We start from the raw sequence: 23060 nt of genomic DNA on the forward strand, positions 1-23060 counted from the left end.
GGACCCCCGTGTGACCGGCGGGTTCAACCCGCCGGCCATGAAGATAACCCACGTCGTTCACACGAGGGCATCAGCCGGCGAGGTGACCCCACCGTGGTGCCAGCTCGGGCCACGAGCCGGTCGCCGCGACCGTGCCCTCGACCAGGACGATCACGTGGTCGGCCTGGGCCAGGGCAGCCTGTTTCGAGGTCGACCCGATCACCGTGACCCCGGTGGCCCGCAGGGCGCGCCACAGGTCGAGCTCGGTCGTCACGTCGAGTGCGGACGAGACGTCGTCGGCGATCAGCAACTCGGTGCGTGGCGCCAGCGCCCGGGCCAACGCCAGCCGCTGGAGCTGGCCGCCGGAGAGCCGGGTGCCCTTGTGCCCGATCAGCAGGCCGAGCCCGCCACCGGCCGCCGACAGGTCGTGCGAGAGCTGGGCGACGGCCACCGCGTTCTCGGCGTCGACCTGGTGGCCGAGCTGGATGTTGTCGGCGACGGTGCCCGACAGCACCCGCGGCAGCTGGCCGACGTAGCCGACCTGGTTGGGCCGCAGGAACAGCTCCGGCTCGGTGACCAGCTCGTCGTTCCAGCGCAGCGCGCCGGTGTGGTGCACGATGCCGGCCATGGCCCGCAGCAGCGACGACTTGCCGGCGCCGACGGGACCGACGACCAGCACGAGCTGGCCGCGCGCGATCGTCAGGTCGACATCGCGGACGCCGAGCGTGCCGTCCTCGTGCACCGCGGTGAAGCCGCGTAGTCGCAACTCGCGCAGCGGCGTGCGGGGCGGCGCGACCGGCGCGGGCGCGATGCCGAGCGAGATGTCGACGCCGGGCACCTCCACCGAGTAGTCGGGTCGGCCGGCCATCGCGGCGGTGCGCCGGGTCCACACGCGGGCCGACGGAAGCTGGGCGACCAGCGAGGCCGTGGTCCAGGCGAACCAGCGGGCCGCGCCGAGCGTGGCGACCGTGACCAGGGCGGCGCCGCCGGACAGGCCGCCGCCGAGGTAGAGCGCCCAGGCGCCGATCGGCAGCAGGCCGCTGACCATCGACGGTGTCGACCGGGCCAGCACCTGGGTGGCGATCTCGCGCCGCTGCTTGTCGCTGCGGACCAGGTCGAGCCGGGCGAGGTGGGCGAGCACGGGCTCGCTGGCACCGGCGAGCTTGACGGTGCGGGCGGCGGAGAGCGAGGAGACCAACGCGGTGGCGAACGCGGCGCGGGCGGCTACCGTGCTGCGGGCGAGCCGCTCGAGCTTGCCACCGAACGCGGTCGCGACGAGGCCGGAGACCAGGATCGTGGCGAGGAAGAAGCCGGCCGGCACCAGCGACTGGGAGACCAGCGTCATCGAGACCAGCATGAACACGCAGATCGTCTGGTCGACGAGGTGGTCGGCGAGCAGCACGACCCGCTCGGTGTCGCCGGCCTGGGCGACCACCTCGGCCGGGGTGTGCTTGGAGACCCGGCGGGGGCCGGTCTGGCCGTGCAGCAGCCGCAGGCTGATCCGCAGCATCTGCCGGACCCACCACTCCGGGTACCAGATCGAGGTGACGTACGGCATCGGCAGGTAGACCAGCAGGCCCGCGATGATGCCGATGGTCGGCCAGAGGAGGTCGCCGCTGCCGTCGACGAGGTCGGCCCAGAGGAAGGGCAGCACCGAGCCGTCGAGGCCGAGCAGGGTCATGAAGCAGAAGATGACGAGGCCCGTGATCCCGTACCGCGGATCGTTGGTCATCAACCGCAGGATCTCGCGCAGTGTGCCGGGCCGCGCGGCCTCGACGACGGGCGGCGGATCGGCCTTGGGCGGCACGGTGACGGTGACCGCGGTCGCGGTCCCGGCCTGGCCCGCGGCCACATCCCCGGCCCGCGTCCCGGGCACGGACCCGGCACCACCCTCGGCCACCGCCGCGGACACGGAATCGGTCGGAGCGTGGGCGGCAGCCGTGGCGGCGAGCGCGAGGCCGGCCGGAGCCGCCGTCCGCGCCGCGGACGCGGGCGCGGACGTGGGGTTGGTCGGCTGCGCGGTCGGGTCCGGGGCGTCGTCGTCGGCGAGGTCCCAGTCGTCGGCGTCGCCCGGGCGGTCGGCCAGGGCGACGCCGCCCGCGGTCGCCGGGGTCGTGGCGCGGCTGCGGGCCATCAGGGCCGCGAAGCGTTCCGACTCGCGGAGCGGGCCGGCCTCGAGGACCGCGCCGTCGGCGAGCACGATCACCTCGTCGCAGCGGCGCACGGAAGACAGGCGGTGGGCGATCACGATGCCGATGCGGTCGCGGAGGAGGCGTTGGGTGGCCTGCTGCACGCGGGCCTCGGTGACCGGGTCGAGCCGGGCCGTCGCCTCGTCGAGGATCACCACGTGTGGGTCGCGTACCAGGATCCGGGCGAACGCGACGAGCTGCTCCTGGCCGGCCGACAGGACGTTGCCGCCCTCGCCGAGCCTGGTCTCCAGGCCCTCGGGCAGCTCGGCCACCCACGTCGACAGGCCCAGCTCGTCGAGCGCGGCCCCGGCCCGGTCGATCAGGTCGGGGTCGAAGAGCGCGACGTTCTCGGCGAGCGTGCCGGCCAGGATCTCGGTGCGTTGCGGGACGATCGCCACCCACCGGCGCAGGCCGTCGAGGTCGATGTCGACCAGGTCGGTGTCGCCGAACCGGACCGTGCCGCGCGGCACGTCGACCGAGCGCGTCAGCACCTTGGCCAGCGTCGACTTGCCCGAGCCGGTGCGGCCGACCACGGCATAGGAGCGGCCGCGTACGAAGGAGAGGTCGACGTCGCGCAGCGCGGCCGGCCGGCCCGCGCCCTCGGCCGCCGGGTAGCGGAACGTCAGCCCGCGCACCGCGATGTCGGCGTCGGGCGGCGGGGTGCCGCCGACCGGCTCCTGCGGCGAGGCCTTCAGCAGCAGCACGCGGCCCCACGCGCCGAGCGCGTTCTGCAGCTCGGGGACCATCCGGCTCATGTGCTCGACCAGGCCCGCGAAGCCGATGACCAGCAGCCAGATCGCGGTGAGCCGGGCACCGTCGATGCGCCCGCTGGTCAGCGCCCAGACGCCGCCGACCACGGCCAGCGCGACACCGACGCGCATGACGCCGACGGCCATGGTGGTGACGTTGGCCGAGAGCTTCCAGACGATGCGGGCGCGCCGGAGCAGCTCGCGCGACTGGGTGGCGAAGAGCCGCAGCACGTAGGGCCGGGCCAGCGAGGTGCGCACGTCGTCCTGGCCGTGGATCGACTCCTCCATCACGGCGGCGAGGTCGGACCAGGCCTCTTCCTCGGCCATCCGGGCGGGCGCGATGCGGCGGGTCGGCTTGGCCAGCCAGAGCACCAGGACGGTGGCGAGCACGACCATGCCGATCCCGGCCGGCCACCAGACGAACAGCGCGGTGATCACCGAGACGAGGCCTATGGCCAGCGACTGGACGACCCGGATGCCACTGCCCCGCAGGTCACCGCCGATCTGGTAGACGTCGCCGTCGATCCGGTCGAGCAGCTCGCCGACCGGCGTGGACTCCAGGCGCGGGATGTCCTGACCGAGCGCCACCCGGCACAACCGCCGCCGGACGTCGGCCGTCCAGTCGGCGCTGACCCGCGCCATCAGCAGGCCGACCGCGGTGTCGCTGAACACCGCGGCGACCAGGGCGCCGGCCAGCACCAGGAACGCCGCCATCGAACGGTCGACGAGCACGGCGCCGGACAGGGCCGCCGCGACCGCCGTGCCGACGGCCTGGATGATCACGAGAACCGCCACGACGGCGACGCGTCGCGGTGCGGTCGACCAGAGGTCGCGAAGCAGAGGCATCGGTGTGCGTCCCCCGGGGTTGGCGAACCTCCAGCCTGCGCCGGAAACGCCGATCCCTCAACGCAATTAGCCTCCGCCGAACGCGAAAATGATCACGCTCCGTGCCCCGCGACACCGACGGTGTCGCGGGGACCCGGCCGGCACGCGCGAGGTGGGCACGCTCGAGGTCAGCTGCCGGGCACCGGGAAGGCGACCGGGCTGCGGTTGCCGTCGCGGTCGTACGCCCGCACACCGAAGAAGACGTTGTCCTTGGAGAGGTCGACCACCGCCTCGGTGACGTTGCCCGCGTCGATGACGTGGGTCCAGTCGTCCTCCCGGGTCTCCCGCCACACGATCTCGTAGCCGGCCAGGTCGGGCTCGGTGTTGGCCTGCCAGCGGAGCTGGGTGTCGTTGGTCAGGTTGGTGGTGACGATGACGACGCCCTTGGGCGTGCCGGGCGCCTCCGAGAGCGACCAGACCGTCGCCAGGTTGACCCGGCCGACCCGGGCGATGAAGTCGAAATCGCAGAACTCGGGCAGATCGCCGAACTGCTTGCCGTTCTCGTCGACCCGGACGTCCTGGTGCTGGTGCGCGAAGTCCTCGTTGGGCTCCGTGAACCGGCCCGCCGGGTAGCCGCGTTCGAGGAACGAGATGTGGTCGCTGCCGCGCAGGTAGCGGTCGCGCCGCCAGATGACCCGCACGTGCATGCCGGTCTCGTCGTTGTCGGCCACCGCGTCGACGAACCGGGCGAGCTGTCGGCTCGCCGAGTCGTTCTCGCCGCCGACCGCGCGCCGGGTGTTGCCCTGGGCCGGGGTCTCCGCGGTGGGTACGCCTTCGGCGAAGAGCCGGATCACCCGCGGCTCGCGGGTGCCGTCGTCGGCCCGGCTGGCGCCGACGATGTCGTTGGAGAACATGCCCTGGATGTCGGTGTTGGCGTCCTTCATCTGCTGGGCCATGTGAATCGAGCCGTAGAGGCCCTGCTCCTCGCCGGCCACGGCGCCCAGCACGAGCGTCGACGCGAGGGGCCGCCCGACCAGCACCCTGGCCAGTTCCAGCAGGATCGCGACGCCCGACGCGTCGTCGTCGGCGCCCGGCGAGTCGTCGGTGAAGTTCATGACGTCGGTGATGCGCGAGTCGTAGTGCCCGGTCAGCACGTAGACGCGGTCGGGCGTGACGGTGCCGCGCAGGGTGGCGATCACGTTGGTGATCACGGTCGGGGTGGGGACGCGGGGTGAGACCGGTTGGGTGAAGGACTGCTTCTCGACGGTCATCCGACCGCCGGACGCCGCGGCGATCCGCGAGAACGCGTCGAAGAGCCAGTCGCGGGCCGCGCCGATGCCCCGCACCGGGTCGGTCTGCGTCGACAGCGTGTGCCGGGTGCCGAACGCGGCCAGCCGGCGCACGTCGGCCTCGATGCGGTCGGCGTCGACCTCGCGCAGCGCGCGGCGCAACGCCGCGCCGGGCCGTTGCGGGCCGATCCGGCGGCCCGGCCCACCGACCGGCGGGTCGCTCCACCGGCTGTCGGCCAGCGCGGGTGTCGCGCCGACCAGCGGAACGGTCGCGGCGGCGGTGACCGCGGCCGTGACCGCGGACGTGGACAGGAACGCGCGGCGGGTGGCCGTGGGTCGCTCCTGGCTTTCACGGTTGTCTCCCATCCGAGAAATCATCGTTGGTGATCGATGCAACGGCAAGGCGTCGGACGCGAAGCCCGCGACCCGATCGGGCGTCGATCAGGGCGCGGTCCGGGTGAACTCCATGACCCAGTTGGTCTCCCAGGTCGCGCCCTTGTCGGGCGAGAACGCCTGCTCCCACCGGCACGAGTCGGCCGTGATGTCGGACCAGGTGAAGCGCACGGTGATCGGCTGGCCCGCGAACTCCTCGTCGCCCGTGAAGGTGCCGACGCCGTTCTCGAAGCGGCCGACCACCGGCGGCAGGGCCAGGCCGGTGCGGCTGCTGGCCCAGTAGAGCGACCACTCGTCGCGGGCCTCGTCGTAGAGCCGCATCGTCACCCCGCCCCAGCCCTCCGTGGGGAACGTGATCTCGTCGATGTTGCCCGCCCCGTCGAAGACGCTCCAGCTGCGGCTGACACCCTCGAACTCGTACCACTCGTCACTGCCCGCGAGAATCTCGCGCAACCGCCGGTGGTGCGACGTCCAGGAGCCCACGAAGAAGTCGAAGTCGTTTCGCATGGCAGGACGCTAGCGCGCCCCTCCGACAATTTCTGTCCATCGAGTAGCGTCCACGACTATGGGCGTTCTGCGGATCCGCGGCCGGGCACTACCCGACGGCGAACCCGTCGACCTCTATGCCGACGGTGACATGTGGACGACCGACCCGGTCGCCGGCGCCGACCTGGTCGCCGAGGGCTGGCTGCTGCCCGGCCTGGTCGACGCGCACACCCATCCCGGCGCCGACGAGCCGGGCCGGCCGCTGGACGAGGACCTGCTCCGCGCCGACCTCCGCCGGCACGCGGAGAGCGGCGTGGCGCTGATCCGCTCCCCCGGCCTCGCCGACCACCCGCCGGCCTGGTTCGGCACCGACCCGGACCTGCCCCGGGCCGTGCACGCCGGCCCCTGGTTCGCCCAGCAGGGCCAGTTCTTCGACGGTTGGGGCCGCCGCCCGAGCCATACCGACCTGCCCATGCTCGCCGCGGCCCAGGCGGCGTCGACCGGCTGGGTCAAGCTGATCGGCGACTGGCGACCCGGCGACCCGCCGTTCCCCGAGTCGGTCGTCCGGGCCGTCGTCGACGCCGTTCACGCGGTCGGCGGCCGGGTGGCGGTGCACGCCCAGCACCCGGACGGCTGCGCGGTGGCCGTGGCGGCCGGGGTCGACTCGGTCGAGCACGGCATGTGGCTGGATCCGTTGCTGCTGCACAAGATGGCGAGCCAGGGCACGGCGCTGACGCCGACGCTGGCGGGCCTGACCGCGTCGCTCGACCGCATCCGCGCCAAGCCGGAAACCCCGGGCAGCCGCTGGTACGTCGGAGGGGCGAGCGCCCACCCAGGGCTGGTGGCCGCGGCGGCCGAGGCCGGCGTGACGCTGCTCGCCGGCACCGACTCGCGCCCGACCGGCCGGGTCGCCGACGAGATCCGCGCCCTGGCGGCGGCCGGCGTGCCCGCGCACGAGGCACTGGCGGCGGGCTCGTGGACCGCCCGTGCGTACCTCGGCCTGCCCGGCCTCGAACCCGGCGCCCCCGCGGACGCGGTGGTCTACGCGGCGGACCCCCGCACGGACCTCGGCCAACTCGACCACCCCCGCGCGGTCGTGCTGCGCGGCCGGCGCGTCGGCTAGTCGTCGATCGCCTGGTAGGCCAAAGTCCAGAAGTCGCGAAGGATCGGCGGCGGCGACGGTGACAGCCACGCGCGCTGGGTCATCAAAATGGTGATCATCTCTTCCGCGGGATCGACCCGCCACGAGGTGCCCAGGCCGCCGTCCCACCCGTACCGGCCGGGTGTGTCGGCGATCGTGTGCCGCCGCGTGGTCACCTTCCCACCGAAGCCCCACCCGGATGCCTCGAACTCGTCGGGCACCCAGTGCGGCAACACCTTCTGCCCCGAGGTCAGGTGGTCGGCCATCATCAACTCCAGCGCCGGCCGCGAGAGCAACCGCTGCTCGCCCGCCCGCAACAGCATCCGGCCGAACGCGAAGAAGTCGTCCATAGTGGAGACCAGTCCACCGCCGCCCGAGAAGAACGGCGGCGCGGTCAGCCACTCCTCCTGGGTGTCCAGCGGCTCGGGCGGGTCACCCCAGTAGCCGTGGGCAAGCCGGTCGATCGACCCGACGGGCACGGAGAACCCGGTGTCGCGCATCTCGAGGGCGGTAAACATGCGCTCTTGCAGGAAGTCCGAGAAGGACAGTCCGCTCGCCCGGGCGACCAGCACCCCGAGCACGTCGGAACCGGTGTTGTAGAGCCACCTCTCGCCCGGCTGCGCCATCAGCGGCAGCGACCCGAGCCGCTTGAGCCACTCGTCCTGGTCGGGCATCTCCCGCGGCCGGGGCTCGCCCATGCCGATCCCGAGGTCGACGGCCGCCTTCAGCACCGGGTACGCGTCGGGCGGCGCGAGCACCTGGCCGAAACCCCACGTGAACGTCAGCAGGTCGCGCACCGTGATCGGGCGGAAGGCGGGCACGGTGTCGTGCAGCGCCGCGCCCAGGCTGCGCAACACCCGGCGGTCAGCCAACTCGGGCAGCAACGCGTCGACCGGGTCGTCCAGCCGCAGCCGGCACTCCTCGACCAGCATCATGACCGCGGCCGCGGTGACCGGCTTGCTCATCGAGCTGACCCGGAAGACGGTGTCGGCGCTCATCGGGCGACCGCCGCCGTACGCCGTCGTGCCGATCGCCTCGACGTGTGCCTGCCCGCGCCGGCTGACCAGGGCGACCACCCCCGGCACATCGCCCCGTTCCACATATCCGGTCAGCACGTCGCGCAGCCGTCGCAGCCGCATCGTCGACAACATGCGCCGACGGTAGCGCGCCTACGGTGGGGCGAGGGGGTGTCGACATGACGAAGACCTGGCTCGTCACCGGAAGCTCGCGCGGGATCGGGCGGGCGATCTGCACGGCGGCGCTGGACAACGGCGACAACGTCGTGGCCACCGCCCGCCGGCCGGCCGATCTGGACGATCTGGTGGAGCAGGACCCCGATCGGGTACGCGCGGTCGCGTTGGACGTCAGCGACCCGGCCGCGGCGCAGCACGCGGTGGAGACGGCGATCGACGCGTTCGGCCGGCACGACGTGGTGGTCAACAACGCCGGCAACGCGAACACCGCACCGATCGAGCACACCTCGCTCGACGAGTTCCGCGACCAGATCGAGGTCAACCTGATGGGGGTCATCTACGTGTCGAAGGCGGCGCTGCCGCATTTCAAGGCTCGACGCTCCGGCCACTACCTCCAGTTCTCGTCGATCGGCGGCCGGGTGGGCGGGACGCCGGGCATCGCCCCGTACCAGGCCTCGAAGTTCGGTGTGGAGGGTTTCTCCCTGGTGCTGGCCAGCGAGCTCGCGCCGTACGGCGTCAAGATGACGATCGTCGAGCCGGGCAGCTTCCGTACGGACTGGGCCGGCTCGTCGATGCGGATGGACGACGGCGGGCCGGACTACGCCGACACGGTGGGTGCGATGGTGCGCTACCGGCAGGAGCACGACGGGCAGGCCGCGGGCGACCCGGCCAAGGCCGGCCAGGTGCTGGTCGACGTCGTCGGCCTCGACGACCCGCCGCAGCGGCTGCTGCTCGGCTCGGACGCCCTGGGCCTGGCGCAGCGGCACAACGCCGACCTCGCCGAGGAGACCGAGGCCTGGGCCGGCCTGTCGCGCTCGACCGACTTCTGAAAGAACCATTCCGCAAGAGCTGTTGCGCAACATCTCTTGCCATGCGACGCTGTCCGCATGGCAGAACGTCAGGTTCGACAGGTCACCGACTCCCGGGTGCTCGCGGCGATGTCGCACCCCCTGCGCCGCCGGCTGCTCGACGTGCTGGCGGTCTACGGTGCGCAGCCGGTCGGCGCGCTGGCCGAGCGCACCGGCCAGGCGCCGGCCAACATCAGCCACCACATGAAGGTGCTCCGCGACTGCGGCCTGGTCGAGGAGGCGCCCGAGCGGGCGCGCGACCGCCGCGAACGGTGGTGGCGCCCGGTCTCCGCCGGGCTGCGCTGGTCCGGCAAGGACTTCGCCGACGACCCCGGCGAGGCGGCGGTCCTGCAGGCGGCCGAGTCACTCAACCTCGACCGCCAGGTGGGTCTGGTCCGGGAGTGGTACGGGGCGGGCGACGACGAGCAGGCCGTCTGGGGTGAGGCCGCGTTCGCCGCCGACCGCTGGCTGCACCTCACCCCCACGGAGTTGGTCGAGTTGAGCCGCGACCTGGTCGCGGTCTTCGACCGGTGGTCCGCTCGGGAGACGCCCGACGACCCGGCCCGCCGCCCGGTCTTCGTGTTCGCCCACGGCGTGCCGGCCCAGCCGTGAGCGCGCGCCGCTCCTCCGGTCGGCGGGCGGCCGCGGCATGACCGTCACGCACCGCACGACCGCGACGGTCGCCGACGGCCCACCGACGCGGGCCGGCACCACGAAAGGGCGCGACTTCCGGCTCTTCTGGCTCGGCCAGACGACCTCCAAGCTCGGCAGCAGCGTCAGTGCCGTGGCCCTGCCGCTGGTCGCGGTGGCCACATTGGACGCGAGCACGTTCCAGGTGGCCCTGCTGGCCGCGTTCTCGTGGCTGCCCTGGCTGCTGATCGGCCTGCCGGCGGGCGCCTGGGTCGACCGCCTCCCCCGCCGACCCCTGATGATCGTCTGCGACCTGCTCTGTCTCGCGGTCTTCGTCAGCATCCCGGTGGCCTGGTGGCTCGGCACGCTCACGCTGACGCACCTGTTCACCGCGGCGCTGCTCACCGGCACGGCCGGCGTCTTCCTGGAGACCGCGTACCAGGTGTTCGTGCCCACCCTGCTGGCCCGACCCGAGTTGCCCGCCGGCAACGCGCGCCTGCAGAGCACCGAGTCGGCGGCACAGGTGGCGGGGCCCGGCGTGGCGGGTGTCGTGACCCAGGTCTTCGGGGCGGTCATGGGCCTGCTGGTCGACGCGGCCAGCTTCCTGGTCTCCGCGCTCTGCCTGCTCGGCATCCGCACCCGCGAATCGGTCCATCGTGGAGCGCGCCGGCCGCTGCGGGCCGAGGTGGTGGAGGGATTGCGGTTCGTGGTCCGCGACCCGTACCTGCGGGTGCTGACCGTCTACGGCGCGACGAGCAACCTGGCGCTGATGGGCTACCAAGCGGTGCTCGTGGTCTTCCTCGTCCGCGAGGTCGGCGTGACACCGGGTCTCGTGGGCGGCCTGGTCGCGGCGACGAGCCTGGGCGGCGTGCTGGGCGCGGCGACGGGCAGCGCGCTCGGCCGGCGGCTGGGCACGGCCCGGACGTTGCTCGCCGCGGCGCTGCTGACGCCGCCGTTCGGCCTGCTGCTGCCGCTGGCGGAGCCCGGCTGGCGGCTCGCCCTCGGCATAGCGGGCCTGGCGGTGCTGGTGGCCGGTCTCAGCGCCGGCAACGTGGTGAAGGGCAGCTTCCGACAGGCGTACGTGCCGCACGGGTTGCTGGGCCGCGTCACCGTGAGCATGCAACTGCTCAACTACGGCACGATCCCGTTGGGTGCGTTGATCGGGGGTGCGCTCGGTGCCACGGTGGGCCTCCGCGCGACCATTTGGCTCACGATGGCCGCCGTGGTCGCGGCGGGTTGGATCGTCCTGTTCGGACCGCTCCGCCACAGTCGAGACCTACCGGTCCAGCCGGGATAGGCGTGCGCCTGTCTGCCGCCGGTCGGTGCGCCGCCGGGTTCGATCGTCTGGTCCGTGGCCGGTGTTGGCGGTGTGGGCCCTGTCGCTGCGGCAACCGGTCAGACCGACCGCGGTGGCAGCGGCCGGGACGCCCCTGACCCAACGGGCCTCATCGCAGGCTGGTCAGAACCGCGCGGCAACCGCAGGATGGAACGGTGACCAGGTGGCAAGAGATGATCGAAAATCTCGTCGATCTGCTTCCGGCGGCGCCTGCCCGGGTGGCGGTCGACGGGGCCGGTGAGCGCAACGCGCTGGTGGCCGACAGGTTGGCGGCGGACCCGCGGTTCTCCGTAGCGGCCGGCCCGGGGTGGCGCGACGCGCGCCCGGACGTGCTCGTCTGGCTGCGTACGCCGCCGGTCACGCCCGACAGCCCGGAGCACCATGCCGACGTGGTGATCGACCTGCACGATCCCGAGTGGCCGGTGATCCGGCACGTCGACCCGCGGCTGGCCGACCGCACCCGGTGGTACCTGTCGGAGAGCCGCGCCTTCTTCGCGGTCCGCGCGGCGACCTGGGACGCCAAGTTCGGCGACGACCTGCCGGCGTACGCCGCCGCGGTCGCCGAGGCCGACCTGCCCGTCGGTGGCACCGCGGTCGACGTGGGCTGCGGCACGGGCCGGGCGCTGCCCGCGCTCCGCGCCGCCGTCGGCCCGACCGGCCGGGTGCTGGGCGTCGACATCACGCCGGAGATGCTCGCGGTGGCCGCGGAACGCGCGGCGCCGCCGCACGCCCTGCTGCTGCTCGCCGACGCCCGCCACCTGCCGCTGCCGAACGCCACGACCGACGCGGTCTTCGCCGCGGGCCTGGTCGCCCACCTCCCGGACCCGGTCGCGGGCCTCCGCGAACTGGCCCGCGTCACCCGCCCCGGCGGCCGCCTGGTGATCTTCCACCCGTCCGGCCGGCGCGCGCTAGCGGCCCGGCACGGCCGCCCGGTCCGCCCGGACGAGCCGCTGTCCCGTGCCCCACTCACCGCCACGACCGCGGCGGCGGGCTGGCACCTGGACCACTACGACGACGCGGACCACCGCTTCCTCGCGCTCGCCACGAGAACCACAACCTGACGCGGGGTCGGCCCCCACGTTCCCGCGCCCCACACCCGATCCCGATCCCGATCCCGAGACCAGGATCCAATGCCCGGCCGACCGCGACCAGCAACCGGCCCGATCGAGACCGGCGCCCTCAACGGGACAGTTCCGGGTGGCCCATGGGCCGTGGGCGGCGAGGCGAGCCGTAGACGGTCCAGCGGCCACCCTCGGCCGGCGACACGCCAGGGACGGGCGTCACCGCAGCCAGCGGCGCAGCTTTCGGCGGCGGGCCTTGGCCTGCGCCTTCGGCAGCCTGTCGACCAGGGCACGGCCGTGGCCCACCTGCTCGGCGTAGAGCAGGCCGTAGGTGAACGTGTTCGCCTTGCGCCCGTACGCCCGCACACCGAGATCGCGCAGCACCTGCCGGGTGATCACCGAGTCCTGGTGGTCCCCGAGCAAATCCTGCAGACCCTTGAGGCCGCGGACGAGCCGCCGGGCGTTCTTGTCGCCGGCCTCCTTGCGCACCTCGACGGCGTACCGGCCGCGCTTGTAGGCCTTGCGCGCCTCGTGCAGCGCCGGGTCGTCGTCGCTGGCACCGGCCTCGCCCTGCCGGTCGAGCGCGGTGTCGAGCAGACCGTCGGCCCGTCGGACCGCCTTGTGGATCCGGCTGTCGACCCAGCGCTTGCCGACCTCGGTGACCGGCGGCGCCGCGATCAGTTCATCCAGTGTGGACAGAAGCTTGACGTAGCGCGGCGAGCTCAACGCCCGCCGCAGCCGGGTGAGCGCGGCGGCCTCGTCGGCGGCGAACCGCTCGGCCAGGTCGGCGGCCACCGGGCCGAGCACCAGCTCGCCGGGCTGGTGGCGCACGGCCTTCGCCAGCCGCGGTCCCATCACCTGCGCGTCGCGGACTCCGCCGAGCTGCTCGCCGAGCCACTTGAGCTCCGCCCGTACGCCATCGATCTGTTCGCGGTCCCACAGCCCGCGAAAGGTACGGAACGTGCTGCGCAGCCGGCGCACCGCCACCCGCATGTCGTGCACGCCGTCGACGTCGCCCTCGCGCGCGGCCGGGTCGTGCGCGACGAGACTGTCCCGCACCGCGGCGGCGTAGGCCAGCACGGGCGTGGCGGCACCGGCGTCGATCGCCGTGAGGTCGCGGAGCCGCTCGTCGAGCACCCGGCGGATCTTGGCCGGTGAGCCGGGCCGCGCGCCGGCCTCGCGCAACCGCGCCTCGACGCTGTCGAGCAGCTCCTCGTCGCCGTCGACGAGCTCCACCTCGATCTCGTGCCAGGCGATCCGGCGCCCCTCGACCAGGTCGTGCGCGACCACCGCGTCGTCGGCGAGCGTGGCCAGCACCGCACCGTCCGCGGCCCGCAGCTGCCACTCGCGGCGCCGGGTCTCGACCCGGGCGACCGGCTCCACGGACCCGCCGCGGGCCGCCGCCCGGACGAGGCGCATCAGGTCGGGCGGGGGCTTGGTCGCCGCGGTCAGGGGCCGCTGGTGCTCGGTGCGGGCGCCGCCCGCGGACCCGACCTTGAGGTGCCAACCCTCGTCGGCCCCGCCGGTACGGCGACGCAGCGCCAGGGCGCCGCGGGTCAGCCAGAGCTCGGGCGTGTCGTAGTAGGTGGCGTCGAGCGTGACCACGTCGGGCTCGCCCAGCGCGGCGACGCTGTCGCCGACCAGGTCCGGCACCCGGAAATCCCCATGGCTCTCGAACTTGCGCTCGCGTTCCACGACCGTACGCATAACCCACACCTACCCCGTGGCGGCGCGGGTATGCGGGTCAGACAGGGGCGGCAGCCGTGCTGACCTGGGCCTCGGGCAGGCCGGCGAAGAGCAGTTCCTCGGCCACCAGGGGCGCGGCGTCGCGGACGGACATCGAGATGCCGCTGTCGGTGGCCACGTCGGCGCCGGCGACCACCGCCCCGATGCCCTCGGACTCGATGTGGCCCGCGCGGGACAGGTCGACGACCACCCGCGTCGGGTCGAGGTGCCGGAGGGCACGGATCAGCGCCGTGCGCAGCTCGGCCGCGCCGGTCGGATCCACGTCGCCGCGCACCTCGATGACGACGACGCCCAGCTTGTCGCGCTCCGTTACGAGCACCGTACCCACGGGGATACCTCCGGGTCGGCCCGCTTTTTCGGCGCCTTCACGGTATCCGTGCCGGCAAGCTCGCACCACCCGCCGGTTCGCTAGGTGTTCAGCTACACAAGGGTGTATATGCCGAACGCCACGGCGGCGACACAGACCGCGAAGCACGCGCTGGAAACTCAGCGGGGTTTGCCGAGGCTTCGGCGGGTCAACGGAAACCACCCCGAACCCGCGAAGAACAACAACGAGTCCGGCGATCGACCACGCGTTGCCGAAGGAGGCCTTCCGGTCCGATTGTTCGCCGCGAGCCGCGCGTCGATCTCGGCCTGGTCGGGCCCGCTGACGTCCGGCGGCGACGACGCCGCGCACCGTGCGCCAACGGTTCCGGAGACCGTGACGGGGGTGACGAACCGCTCGGGATGCATGCCGTCGGTGATGCTGTAGCACTCCACCACGACCTGCCACTCGCCGTCGGCCGGCTTGACGTTGCCGAGGGCCATGCTGAACGAGCGGTTCGGCTTGCCGGACGGCGCTTTCCGGTCGTAGCCGCCGGCGGTCAACGGCTTGACCACGTTCGCGTACGGGCCACCGACGGGGCCGATCCGGATCATCGTGTCGGCCCCGAACCCGGTCGGGCAGGGCCCGCTCGCCTCGGCCGTGGCGAAGATCGGGTTGTCGTCGACCGAGCCGGAGCTCTGCGACAGCCGGACCTGACCGAGCGGTGCGGCTGCCGCGGGCGCGGGCAGGACGAGGGCGGGGACGGCGAGTGCGCCGGCGGCCGCCACGGCGGACGCGATGCGGCGAAGGTGTCGGTTCACACCCGTCGGTCTAGTCAGCGCCGACGACAGCGGGCGATAGCGAAGGCGCGCGCCAGACGGCGCGCAGGTGAACACGACGGAGCGCCCGCCTCGATCAGGCGGGCGCTCCGAAGTGGTGGGACCGTCAGGGCTGCAGCCACCACGGGCTCGAGTAGGCCACGCCGAAGTCGTTGCAGGGGTGGCCGGCCGGGCCCGGCGACGGGTTGGGCCGGCTCGGGTCCGAGACCCGCAGGACGACCCAGTTGCCGTCGGCCACGTTCAGCGGCACGGTGAACGTCGCGACCGAGCCGGCGGTCGTCTCGATCACGTCGACCACGCGCGGCGCCCGGGTGTCGGGGCGCAGCACCTGGATGTGCAGCGGCTTGCCGACCCACTCGGCGCCACGGTCGAGGTCGACCTGGAACTGCACGGCGCCTGCGGTGATGCCGAGCACGCCGCCCATCCGCACGCCGCCGGCGGTGGCGTCGAGCCGGAAGCCGCTCACCCGGGTGGCGAAGAACCGCCGGGCCCGCATCGCGTTGAGCACCTCGTTGCGGGTGTTGCCCGTGACCCAGAGCCCGGCCCGGCCGAGGCCCTCCTGGAAGCCCCAGTTGGTGCCGTGCTCGTCGGTGACGCCGATGAGGCCGGTCCGCCAGCCCGCGTTGAGGCAGGCGACCAGCGGCGAGGAGCCGGTGTCGGACCAACCGTCGAACAGGTAGTCGTCGCCGCGGTTGAAGATCTCCATGGAGACCATCTGCTCGCGGGCGCCGCTGTTGAAGGTGAAGTTGTCGAAGCGCAGGATCTCCCGGCCCGGGTGGTTGAAGCCGGCGACGCCGCCGTTGCCGGTGAGCCAGGTGAAGAACCGGCCCATGCTGCTCGCGCCGCCCAGGTCGACATAGTTGTTGGTGAACCAGACGTTGGCGTGGCCGAGCAGCGGGTGGCTCCACTCGAAGCCGCGCAGCGCGGTGTAGGTGCCCGGCACGTTGGCCGCGTCGGCGAGCGCGCCGGCCCGGTTCCACTCCGACCTGCTGATGCCCTCGATGGCGAAGAGCGTCGCGTGGTCGGTGAGGGCGGCGACGTCGAGGCCGGCATCGCGCATCGAGCCGAAGACGAGGTCGGGGTTGCCGTCGCCGTCCGACATCAGGGAGTGGTTGTGCATGTCGCCGTGCACCAGGGTCGTGCCCGTGGTGATCCGGGAGGCCCGGTCGGCGCCGGCGGCCAGGCCGGGGGCGACCTGGACCTTGGCGGCCTGCGCGGTGCCCGGCGTCGCGCCGAGGACGATCAGCCCGCCGGTCGCGGCGGCTCCGGCGAGGAGGCCGCGCCGGGTGAGGCTGCTGCCGTGGTCATCTGCGTGGGTGTGGTGGTGTCCGCTCACGAGGACCAGTTGACCGGATGCCGCACAACATGTCGATACGTGTAGATGGATTGATGGGAAACTCCGGCTACATCGCGGCGCGTGCGAGCAGCACGTCACGCTCCCGGGTGTTGCGGGCGAGCGCGGCCGCGCGGGCGAACTCGGCCCGGGCCTCGTCCTCGCGGCCGAGCCGGCGCAGCAGGTCGCCGCGGACGGCGGGGAGGAGGTGATAGTCGCGCAGCGGGGCCCGCAGTTGGTCGACGATCGCCAGGCCGCGGGCCGGGCCGAAGGCCATCGCCACGGCGACCGCGCGGTTCAGCTCGACCACGGGCGTCGGGGTGCGGCGCACCAGGATCTCGTAGAGGCCCGCGATGCGCCGCCAGTCGGTGTCCTCGGCCCGGCGGGCCTGGGCGTGGGTGGCCGCGATGGCGGCCTGCAGGACGTACGGGCCCGGCTCGGTGGTGTCCCGCTGTGCCCGCAGGAGCGCGGCGAACCCGTCACGGACGAGATCCTGGTCCCAGCGGGTGCGGTCCTGTTCGAGAAGCGGCACCGGCTCGCCGGCCGGGCCCAGCCGGGCGGCCATCCGCGAGGCGTGCAGCTCCATCAGCGCGACCAGGCCGTGGACCTCGGCCTCGGCGGGCGCCAGCCCGGCCAGCATCCGGCCGAGCCGGACGGCCTCCGTGGCCAGGGCGGGCCGCATCCAGTCGCCGCCCGCCGTCGCGGCGTACCCCTCGTTGAAGATCAGATAGATCGTTTCGAGGACGGCGTCGAGCCGGGCCGCGCGGTCCTCCGGCGGTGGCACCTCGAACGGGATCCGCCGCTCGCCGAGGGTGCGCTTGGCGCGGGAGATCCGCTGGCCGATCGTCGGCTCCGGCACCAGGAAAGCGCGGGCGATCTCGGCGGTGGTCAGGCCGCCGATCATCCGCAGCGTGAGGGCGACGCTCGCCTCGCGGGAGAGCACCGGGTGGCAGGCGATGAAGATCAGGCGGAGCACGTCGTCGTCGATGCCGGTGCCGTCGTCGTACTCGCCGGCCTGTCGCTCCTGCGCCTGCGCCTGCTCCTGCTCCGCCGCCGGGCGAGCTCGGCGAGGTTGGCGCGCAGCCGGTCGTCGCGGCGCAGGCGGTCGATCGCCCGGTGCTTGGCGGTCAGCATCAGCCAGCCGCCGGGATTGGCCGGGACGCCCTTGACGGGCCATTCCTCCAGGGCGGCGAGCAGAGCGTCCTGGGCGAGGTCCTCCGCCAGGCCGACGTCACGGACCAGCCGGGTCAGGGCGGCGACGATCCGCGCCGACTCGGCCTTCCAGACGGCCGCGACGGTTTCCACGGGCTACTCCGGCCCGTACACCTGGCGTAGGTCGCCCTCGCCGTCACCCTGGATCGCGAAGAACCGCCGGCCGAGCTCGACCGCCGCGGCCTTGTCGGCGACGTCGACCAGCGCGAAGCTGATGATCGTCTCCTTGGTCTCCGGATAGGGCCCGTCGACGACCGTCACCTTGCCGGCCTTGGAGCTGACGTGGGTGCCGTCGAGCGCCAGCCCGCCGGTGGCGATCAGCACACCGGCCCGGGACAGCTCTTCGACGAACCGCCCCATCTCGGCGTAGAGCTCCTGGTCGGGCGGGCGGACCGGGGCGTTCAGCGTCATCAGGAAGCGCACCCGAGAAATCTAGCCGAGGGGTCTGTCGAAATCCGGGCGGCCCGTTCGCGGCATGGGTGACGGTTCCCCACTGCCTCAGGAGGCTTCGATATGCGCACGCTCACGGTCGGCCAGTTCGTCTCACTGGACGGCGTCGTCTCGTCGCCGGAAACCTGGCACATGCCGTACGTGGACGCCGAGATGATGTCCGCCATCTGGTCCGAGCCGGCCGACACGATGCTGCTGGGGCGGGTGACCTACGAGACCTTCGCGGGGGCCTTCGCCCACCTGCCGGACGACGACCCGGTCGCCGGCCCGATGCACCGCCCGGAGAAGGTCGTGGTGTCCGCGTCGCTGGGCGCCCTCGACTGGCGCAACTCCCGCCTGCTGCCGGCCGGCGACGTGGCGGAGCGGGTCGCCGAGCTGAAGGCCGGCCCCGGCGGGCCGATCTCGGTGATCGGCAGCATCACCCTGGTCCGCGCCCTGCTGGTCGCGGGCCTGATCGACTGCCTGAGCCTGCTGGTGCACCCGATCGTGGTGGGCAGCGGCACCCGGCTCTTCGCCGACGACGGCCCGCGGGTGCGGCTGAAGCTGTCGTCGGTCGACGTGTTCGCCTCGGGCGTGACCCACCACCGGTACGCGGTCGGCTAGGGTCCGGGGCCGATGCGTGCCCTGCTGGCCGATCGGCCCTTCGCCCTGTTGTTCGCCGCCCGCACCATCTCGGTGCTGGGCACCGGCTTCGGCCGGGTGGCGCTCGCCTTCGCGGTGCTGGCGCTGCCCGGCTCGTCGCCGACGACGCTCTCCGTCGTGCTGGCCTGCCAGGCCCTGCCGCAACTCGTGCTCATTCTGGCCGGCGGGGTGATCGGCGACCGCTTCCCGCGCCGGCGGGTGCTGCTCGCCGCCGAGCTCTTCGCCGGGGTCGCCTGGACCGGCCTGACGGTGATGTTCCTGACCGGGTACGCGCCGCTCGCGCTGGTCAGCGTGTTCGCCGCCCTGGCCGGGGTGGCGAGCGCGGTCTTCCTGCCGGCGTACGACGGGGTGATCCCCGACCTGGTCGCCCCCGAACGCCGGCAGGTGGCGAACGGGCTGCTCCGTCTCGGGTTCAACCTCGGGCTGATTCTGGGCCTGGCGCTGGCGGGCGCCACGGTGGCGGTGGTCGGTGCTGGGTGGGCGGTGGGGTTGAACGCCGCGTCGTTCTTCGTGTCGGCGGTTCTGCTCGCCGGCATCCGTTTGCCCGCCGGGGATGCGCGCCGCGCTTTGGCTTCCGCCTTGTCGGACCTGCGGCGGGGGTGGCGGGAGTTCTCGTCGCGGCAGTGGCTGTGGGCGGTGGTGGCGCAGTACGCGTTCGTGGTCGCGGCCCTGAACGCCTATCTGGGCGTGTTCGGCCCGCTGCTGGCCACCGAACGCCTCGGCGGCGCGCCGGCGTGGTCGGCTCTCACCGCGGCGCAGGCGGCCGGGACTTTTCTGGGGGTGGGCATCGCGGTCCGGGTGCGGCCCCGGCGGCCGGTGTTCGTGGCGGCGCTGGTCACGGCGACCGCGGCGCTACCGATGGCGCTGCTGGCGGCCGGCGCTCCGTTGTTCGCGGTTGCTGTCGCCGCGTTTTTGGCTGGCGTGGCGGGTGATGTGTTCGGCGTCCTCTGGTCGACGACGATGCAGCGGGAGGTGCCGTCGGACGCGCTGTCCCGGGTGAGCTCCTGGGATCTGCTCGGGTCGCTCTCGTTCGCGCCGCTGGGCCTGCTGGTCGCGGGACCGATCGCGACGGCGACGGGGACGCCGGCGGCGCTCTGGGGTTGCGCGGCGCTGATCCTGCTGGCGACGGCGGGCGCCCTGACCGCCCCGGGCGTCCGCCGTCTCCGCGCCCCTGCTTTGTTTCCGGCCGCGGAGGAGGTCAAGGTTTCCCGGGGGTGAACCGGATGGGCTGCTCGTTCCGATGAAGAGTATGTGCGGTCAATGAGGTGGCCGGCTCCAGGAGGTGAGGCATCCTGCTGGCCATGACGGATCTCCGGGTGGTGTCCGACGACGACTGGCGGTTGTGGCGCGACCTACGACTGGCGGCGTTGGCCGAGGCGCCCTATGCCTTCGGATCGACGCTCGCCGACTGGCAGCACGCGGGCGAGGACCAGTGGCGCGACCGCCTGCGCATCCCGGGCGCCCGGGACCTGGTGGCCTACGTCGACGACTCGCCGGTCGGAATGGCGAGCGGCGTGCCGGCGGGCCCGGCCACGATCGAGATCATCTCGGTCTGGGTAAGCCCGGCGGGCCGAGGTCGCGGCGTGGGCGACGCGCTGATCGGCACGCTCGTCGCCTGGGCGGCGGAGGAACGCTCGGCCGGGGCACGCCTCTCGGTGCGCCCGACCAACACCCAGGCCATCCGACTCTACGAACGCGCCGGCTTCATCCACGTAGGACCCAACCCGGACGACCCAGACGAGATCCTCATGACACACCGGGGAAAGGAAGACCCGACCGCGTAGCGGTGGCCTCCCCGAAGGCCACGCGGCGCATTGTGCCCTCTCAACTCGCACGACTGCCGCGTCGCGCCACGAAACATTGCCCCCGCGCAGCGGCCCCGAACGACGGGAGGGGCCGGCCGCGAAGCGGTGGCCCCTCCGTGGGTCTCGCGTCAGTGGTGCCGCGGCCGGTAGCGGGTCCCGTCCGCGGCGCGCGCCGAGTAGCGCCGGCGGCGTACCGCGACCAGGATCGCGAAGGTCAGCACCAGCAGTGCGCCGATGATCGGGCCGACCCAGACCCACCAGTTCTCGACCACCTTGGCCACCATGCTCAAGCCCGGCGCCGCGATCGTGACCGCGAACTCGCGCTTGCGTTTGACCGTGCCGCTCGCCAGTTCCAGGTCCAGGTGCCAGGCGCCGTCGGGGAGCTTGGCGTCCAGGGCCGCGACCACGATGCCGCTCGCGCCCGGTGCCAGTGTGGCCGCCGTCGCCAGGCGGTACGGGCCCGCTCGCATGCTGCCTGGCCCGCCCGACAGGTTCAGCGTCCCGTTGATGTCCAGTGCGCGCTCGCCGGTGTTCTTCACCAGTGTCGAGATCCGCGGTACGCCGTCCTCGCCCCGGGCGGCGGTGACCTCGCCGATGTCGAAGCTGGAGATCGGCTCGCCGCCGGGGCCGACGCTCAGGTAGACCCGGATCCCTGCCCGGCGGATCGCGCCGATGTTGCCGCCCTTGTCGGGGGCCGCGCGCGTCTCGGCCCAGAGCACCGCGTACCGCTCGCCGCGCGACGCCCGCGCCGGCACCGCGATCGTCGCCTCGACGTCGAGCGTCTCCCCCGGGTCGAGGACGGCCTTCGACACCGACACCTTCGTCCACGACGTCAGTTCGTTGCCCTCGTGGTCCGTACCGAACGCGAACTCGTTGCCCACGATGCTCGCCGCGCCGGGGTAGATCTCGAACTCACGCCTCTCGTTGGACTGGTTCGCCACCTCGAAGCTCCGGCGGATCGTCGTACCCGGGCTGAGATGGTCCACGATGTACATATGCGCGCGCGGGTCCGCCCGTCGTGCCACGGGCGCTTCGAGTAGCCGGACGCCCACCTGTTCGTCAGCCCCCGCCGCGGCCGGGGACGACGGAATGACGACCGCGGCCACGAGGGCCGCGATCGCCACCACGAGGTGCAGCCGGTCACGCGACCGAATGGGTCACCGTCCCGGTGTAGTTGCCGGCGACAGCGCCCGCCGGGACCGCCACGGTGAGGCTCGGGTTCCACTCCACCGCGTTGGAGCCGAGACCGGTCGCCGTGTAGACCGTCTGCGGTGCGGTGGTCAGCGTGGTCAGGAGCAGGTTCTTCACCGGAACGGGTACGCCGGAGACGATGGTCGGGAGCGCCGGCGACGTGTAGGTGACGGCGGAGGGCTGGATGACCTGGCCGGCGCCGCCCGCGCCCGTGACGTAGGTGGTGGAGGCGACGCTCGCCGTCCACGAGAAGGCCAGCAGGCCGCGCTGGTCGGTGACCCGCACCATGCCGAGGTTTCCGGTGATCGTCCCGCCCGTGACGCCGCTGCCGAGCGCGGCGGTGGCCGGTGCGGTGATGGTCAGGCCGCCCGCGGTGACCGCGAAGGTGACGGTGGTCGGGGCCGAGGAATCCGCCGCCACAGCGGGCGCGGCTCCGATCCCCAGCGCGGCGGCGACCGCCACGATGGCCGCGAAGGTGACGCGTCTGTACATGGGGCTACTCCTCACGAACCACGCCCTGCACGGGCGTCACGATGGTGGAAGCTGCGAAATCACCATAAGAACCTCTCACATCACCAAGCCGACTAATCGCCAAAAAAACCCAGGTCAGCAGGGGAAACAGGGGCATTGACAAAATCTGGTTGTACGTAAAGACTTGTTTTCGCCATGAGAGATGTCCTGTACCTGGAGCAGATCGAGCAGGCCGAAGCCCTGCTCAAACCGCAGCGCATCGAGGTGCTGCGGCAGCTGGCCGAGCCCCGCACCTGCACCGAGGTCGGTGCGCAGCTCGGTCAGAGCCCGCAGCGCGTCTACTACCACGTCAAGCGCCTGGTCGAGGCCGGGCTGGTCACGCAGGTGTCGGAGCGCAAGGTGCGCGGCATCAGCGAGGGGATCTACCAGGCGGGTGCCCGGTCCTACTGGTTGTCACCGCGCCTGGTCGGTCGCATCGGCGGCCTGCGCCGGGCACAGGACGAGCTGAGCCTCGGCTACCTGCTCGACCTGATGGAAGAGGTCCAGGCCGACATCGGTGCCCTGGACCGCACTGCTCCGGAGCTGCCGTCGATCGGCCTCTCCGGTGAGATCCACATCCGACCGGAGCAACGCCCCGAGTTCCTCGCCGACCTCCAGTCGACGTTGCAGGAGCTGTTCACCCGCTACGGCGGAGCCGAAGGCGACGCCTTCAAGCTCGCCGTGGCCTGCTACCCCAAGGGAGACGAGAAATGACCGTGATCGCCAAGGCCCGCGTCAACGCTCCGATCAAGCAGGTGCGGCACGCGCTCACCGACGCAGCCGAACTGCGCGTCTGGCTCGCCGAGCACGCGGAGGTCGAACTGCCGCAACGGTACGCGTTCTGGGGCCGCTACACGCCCGAGGGCGACGCGCCGCAGCAGCGGTTGACCCGGGCCGACGACGACGGTG

Annotated in this window: 22 protein-coding genes and 1 pseudogene; 10 read left to right on the plus strand and 13 right to left on the minus strand. The window is 72.9% G+C overall.

Features of this window, described 5'->3' with window-relative positions:
• Positions 1-70 precede the first annotated feature (70 nt).
• The 3 genes from Asi02nite_RS15770 to Asi02nite_RS15780 all read right to left on the minus strand — a co-directional run bounded on the left by Asi02nite_RS15770 (position 71) and on the right by Asi02nite_RS15780 (position 5931).
• The gene (locus Asi02nite_RS15770; protein ID WP_203713625.1) at positions 71-3763 is read right to left on the minus strand and encodes an ABC transporter ATP-binding protein/permease; all 3693 of its coding nucleotides are present in this window, start codon (positions 3761-3763) and stop codon (positions 71-73) included.
• Positions 3764-3930: 167 nt separating this feature from the next.
• Positions 3931-5397 (minus strand): M28 family peptidase, encoded by a 1467-nt coding sequence (locus tag Asi02nite_RS15775; protein ID WP_203713627.1) that lies wholly within the window; start codon positions 5395-5397, stop codon positions 3931-3933.
• 75 nt (positions 5398-5472) lie between these two features.
• Positions 5473-5931, minus strand: a complete 459-nt coding sequence (locus tag Asi02nite_RS15780; RefSeq protein ID WP_203713629.1) for a hypothetical protein — start codon at positions 5929-5931, stop codon at positions 5473-5475.
• Positions 5932-5989: 58 nt separating this feature from the next.
• Between Asi02nite_RS15780 and Asi02nite_RS15785 the strand changes: the two genes are divergently transcribed.
• A complete protein-coding gene (locus tag Asi02nite_RS15785; RefSeq protein WP_203713636.1) occupies positions 5990-7033 on the plus strand; it encodes an amidohydrolase family protein in 1044 nt (347 codons plus the stop codon).
• Here the strand turns inward: Asi02nite_RS15785 and Asi02nite_RS15790 are convergent.
• The gene (locus Asi02nite_RS15790) at positions 7030-8202 is read right to left on the minus strand and encodes a serine hydrolase domain-containing protein (RefSeq protein ID WP_203713638.1); all 1173 of its coding nucleotides are present in this window, start codon (positions 8200-8202) and stop codon (positions 7030-7032) included. The two genes, Asi02nite_RS15785 and Asi02nite_RS15790, sit on opposite strands and share 4 nt — an antisense overlap.
• Before the next feature lie 44 nt (positions 8203-8246).
• On the opposite strand from Asi02nite_RS15790, the gene Asi02nite_RS15795 reads away from it, so the two are divergent.
• The 4 genes from Asi02nite_RS15795 to Asi02nite_RS15810 all read left to right on the plus strand — a co-directional run bounded on the left by Asi02nite_RS15795 (position 8247) and on the right by Asi02nite_RS15810 (position 12119).
• Positions 8247-9074 carry an SDR family NAD(P)-dependent oxidoreductase gene (locus Asi02nite_RS15795; protein WP_203713640.1) on the plus strand — a complete coding sequence of 276 codons (828 nt, stop codon included), beginning with the start codon at positions 8247-8249 and terminating at the stop codon, positions 9072-9074.
• Between the two features lie 57 nt (positions 9075-9131).
• A complete protein-coding gene (locus Asi02nite_RS15800) occupies positions 9132-9704 on the plus strand; it encodes an ArsR/SmtB family transcription factor (RefSeq protein ID WP_203713642.1) in 573 nt (190 codons plus the stop codon).
• Between the two features lie 37 nt (positions 9705-9741).
• On the plus strand, positions 9742-11019 hold the full coding sequence (locus Asi02nite_RS15805) for an MFS transporter (protein ID WP_203713644.1): 1278 nt from the start codon (positions 9742-9744) through the stop codon (positions 11017-11019).
• 194 nt (positions 11020-11213) lie between these two features.
• A complete protein-coding gene (locus Asi02nite_RS15810) occupies positions 11214-12119 on the plus strand; it encodes a class I SAM-dependent methyltransferase (protein ID WP_239126746.1) in 906 nt (301 codons plus the stop codon).
• Positions 12120-12338: 219 nt separating this feature from the next.
• Here Asi02nite_RS15810 and Asi02nite_RS15815 read toward each other — a convergent pair whose 3' ends face one another.
• From Asi02nite_RS15815 to Asi02nite_RS15840, 7 genes are all read right to left on the minus strand, one after another.
• A complete protein-coding gene (locus Asi02nite_RS15815; RefSeq protein ID WP_203713647.1) occupies positions 12339-13826 on the minus strand; it encodes a CYTH and CHAD domain-containing protein in 1488 nt (495 codons plus the stop codon).
• Positions 13827-13863: 37 nt separating this feature from the next.
• Entirely contained in the window at positions 13864-14193 is a 330-nt protein-coding gene (locus Asi02nite_RS15820; RefSeq protein WP_203713649.1) for an STAS domain-containing protein, read from the minus strand.
• Positions 14194-14351: 158 nt separating this feature from the next.
• Positions 14352-14990 carry a hypothetical protein gene (locus Asi02nite_RS15825; RefSeq protein WP_203713651.1) on the minus strand — a complete coding sequence of 213 codons (639 nt, stop codon included), beginning with the start codon at positions 14988-14990 and terminating at the stop codon, positions 14352-14354.
• A gap of 124 nt (positions 14991-15114) precedes the next feature.
• Positions 15115-16344, minus strand: a complete 1230-nt coding sequence (locus Asi02nite_RS15830) for a CehA/McbA family metallohydrolase (protein WP_203713653.1) — start codon at positions 16342-16344, stop codon at positions 15115-15117.
• A 67-nt stretch (positions 16345-16411) separates the two neighbouring features.
• Positions 16412-17317, minus strand: coding sequence for an RNA polymerase sigma factor (locus Asi02nite_RS15835; protein WP_308440157.1), 906 nt, complete (start codon positions 17315-17317; stop codon positions 16412-16414).
• On the minus strand, positions 17305-17646 hold the full coding sequence (locus tag Asi02nite_RS42570) for a sigma factor (RefSeq protein WP_308440158.1): 342 nt from the start codon (positions 17644-17646) through the stop codon (positions 17305-17307). Before Asi02nite_RS42570 ends, Asi02nite_RS15835 begins: the two co-directional genes overlap by 13 nt.
• Before the next feature lie 3 nt (positions 17647-17649).
• Positions 17650-17976, minus strand: coding sequence for a YciI family protein (locus Asi02nite_RS15840; RefSeq protein WP_239126747.1), 327 nt, complete (start codon positions 17974-17976; stop codon positions 17650-17652).
• Positions 17977-18066: 90 nt separating this feature from the next.
• On the opposite strand from Asi02nite_RS15840, the gene Asi02nite_RS15845 reads away from it, so the two are divergent.
• From Asi02nite_RS15845 to Asi02nite_RS15855, 3 genes are all read left to right on the plus strand, one after another.
• Positions 18067-18606, plus strand: coding sequence for a dihydrofolate reductase family protein (locus Asi02nite_RS15845; RefSeq protein WP_203713655.1), 540 nt, complete (start codon positions 18067-18069; stop codon positions 18604-18606).
• Between the two features lie 12 nt (positions 18607-18618).
• A complete protein-coding gene (locus Asi02nite_RS15850; RefSeq protein WP_203713657.1) occupies positions 18619-19863 on the plus strand; it encodes an MFS transporter in 1245 nt (414 codons plus the stop codon).
• 83 nt (positions 19864-19946) lie between these two features.
• Entirely contained in the window at positions 19947-20429 is a 483-nt protein-coding gene (locus Asi02nite_RS15855; protein WP_203713658.1) for a GNAT family N-acetyltransferase, read from the plus strand.
• Between the two features lie 149 nt (positions 20430-20578).
• On the opposite strand, the gene Asi02nite_RS15860 is transcribed toward Asi02nite_RS15855, so the two are convergent.
• A complete protein-coding gene (locus Asi02nite_RS15860; protein WP_203713659.1) occupies positions 20579-21436 on the minus strand; it encodes a hypothetical protein in 858 nt (285 codons plus the stop codon).
• A gap of 154 nt (positions 21437-21590) precedes the next feature.
• The gene (locus Asi02nite_RS15865) at positions 21591-22133 is read right to left on the minus strand and encodes a hypothetical protein (RefSeq protein ID WP_203713660.1); all 543 of its coding nucleotides are present in this window, start codon (positions 22131-22133) and stop codon (positions 21591-21593) included.
• A gap of 174 nt (positions 22134-22307) precedes the next feature.
• Between Asi02nite_RS15865 and Asi02nite_RS15870 the strand changes: the two genes are divergently transcribed.
• Together Asi02nite_RS15870 and Asi02nite_RS15875 are read left to right on the plus strand one after the other, a co-directional pair.
• Positions 22308-22865 carry a transcriptional regulator gene (locus Asi02nite_RS15870; RefSeq protein WP_203713661.1) on the plus strand — a complete coding sequence of 186 codons (558 nt, stop codon included), beginning with the start codon at positions 22308-22310 and terminating at the stop codon, positions 22863-22865.
• Positions 22862-23060, plus strand: a pseudogene (locus tag Asi02nite_RS15875) (SRPBCC family protein); the annotation flags it as partial. The gene Asi02nite_RS15870 and the pseudogene Asi02nite_RS15875, both read left to right, overlap by 4 nt.

The organism is Asanoa siamensis, assembly GCF_016862555.1.
Classification (GTDB): Bacteria; Actinomycetota; Actinomycetes; order Mycobacteriales; family Micromonosporaceae; genus Asanoa; species Asanoa siamensis.

Excerpts from the sequence above, each read along its gene's own strand:
- Asi02nite_RS15870 (WP_203713661.1), top strand. The coding sequence starts at position 22,308 with ATGAGAGATGTCCTGTACCTGGAGCAGATCGAGCAGGCCGAAGCCCTG.
- Asi02nite_RS15780 (WP_203713629.1), bottom strand. The coding sequence starts at position 5,931 with ATGCGAAACGACTTCGACTTCTTCGTGGGCTCCTGGACGTCGCACCAC.
- Asi02nite_RS15770 (WP_203713625.1), bottom strand. The coding sequence starts at position 3,763 with ATGCCTCTGCTTCGCGACCTCTGGTCGACCGCACCGCGACGCGTCGCC.
- Asi02nite_RS15845 (WP_203713655.1), top strand. The coding sequence starts at position 18,067 with ATGCGCACGCTCACGGTCGGCCAGTTCGTCTCACTGGACGGCGTCGTC.
- Asi02nite_RS15790 (WP_203713638.1), bottom strand. The coding sequence starts at position 8,202 with ATGTTGTCGACGATGCGGCTGCGACGGCTGCGCGACGTGCTGACCGGA.
- Asi02nite_RS15785 (WP_203713636.1), top strand. The coding sequence starts at position 5,990 with ATGGGCGTTCTGCGGATCCGCGGCCGGGCACTACCCGACGGCGAACCC.
- Asi02nite_RS15865 (WP_203713660.1), bottom strand. The coding sequence starts at position 22,133 with ATGTACAGACGCGTCACCTTCGCGGCCATCGTGGCGGTCGCCGCCGCG.
- Asi02nite_RS15775 (WP_203713627.1), bottom strand. The coding sequence starts at position 5,397 with ATGGGAGACAACCGTGAAAGCCAGGAGCGACCCACGGCCACCCGCCGC.
- Asi02nite_RS15815 (WP_203713647.1), bottom strand. The coding sequence starts at position 13,826 with ATGCGTACGGTCGTGGAACGCGAGCGCAAGTTCGAGAGCCATGGGGAT.
- Asi02nite_RS15855 (WP_203713658.1), top strand. The coding sequence starts at position 19,947 with ATGACGGATCTCCGGGTGGTGTCCGACGACGACTGGCGGTTGTGGCGC.
- Asi02nite_RS15795 (WP_203713640.1), top strand. The coding sequence starts at position 8,247 with ATGACGAAGACCTGGCTCGTCACCGGAAGCTCGCGCGGGATCGGGCGG.
- Asi02nite_RS15805 (WP_203713644.1), top strand. The coding sequence starts at position 9,742 with ATGACCGTCACGCACCGCACGACCGCGACGGTCGCCGACGGCCCACCG.
- Asi02nite_RS15800 (WP_203713642.1), top strand. The coding sequence starts at position 9,132 with ATGGCAGAACGTCAGGTTCGACAGGTCACCGACTCCCGGGTGCTCGCG.
- Asi02nite_RS15850 (WP_203713657.1), top strand. The coding sequence starts at position 18,619 with ATGCGTGCCCTGCTGGCCGATCGGCCCTTCGCCCTGTTGTTCGCCGCC.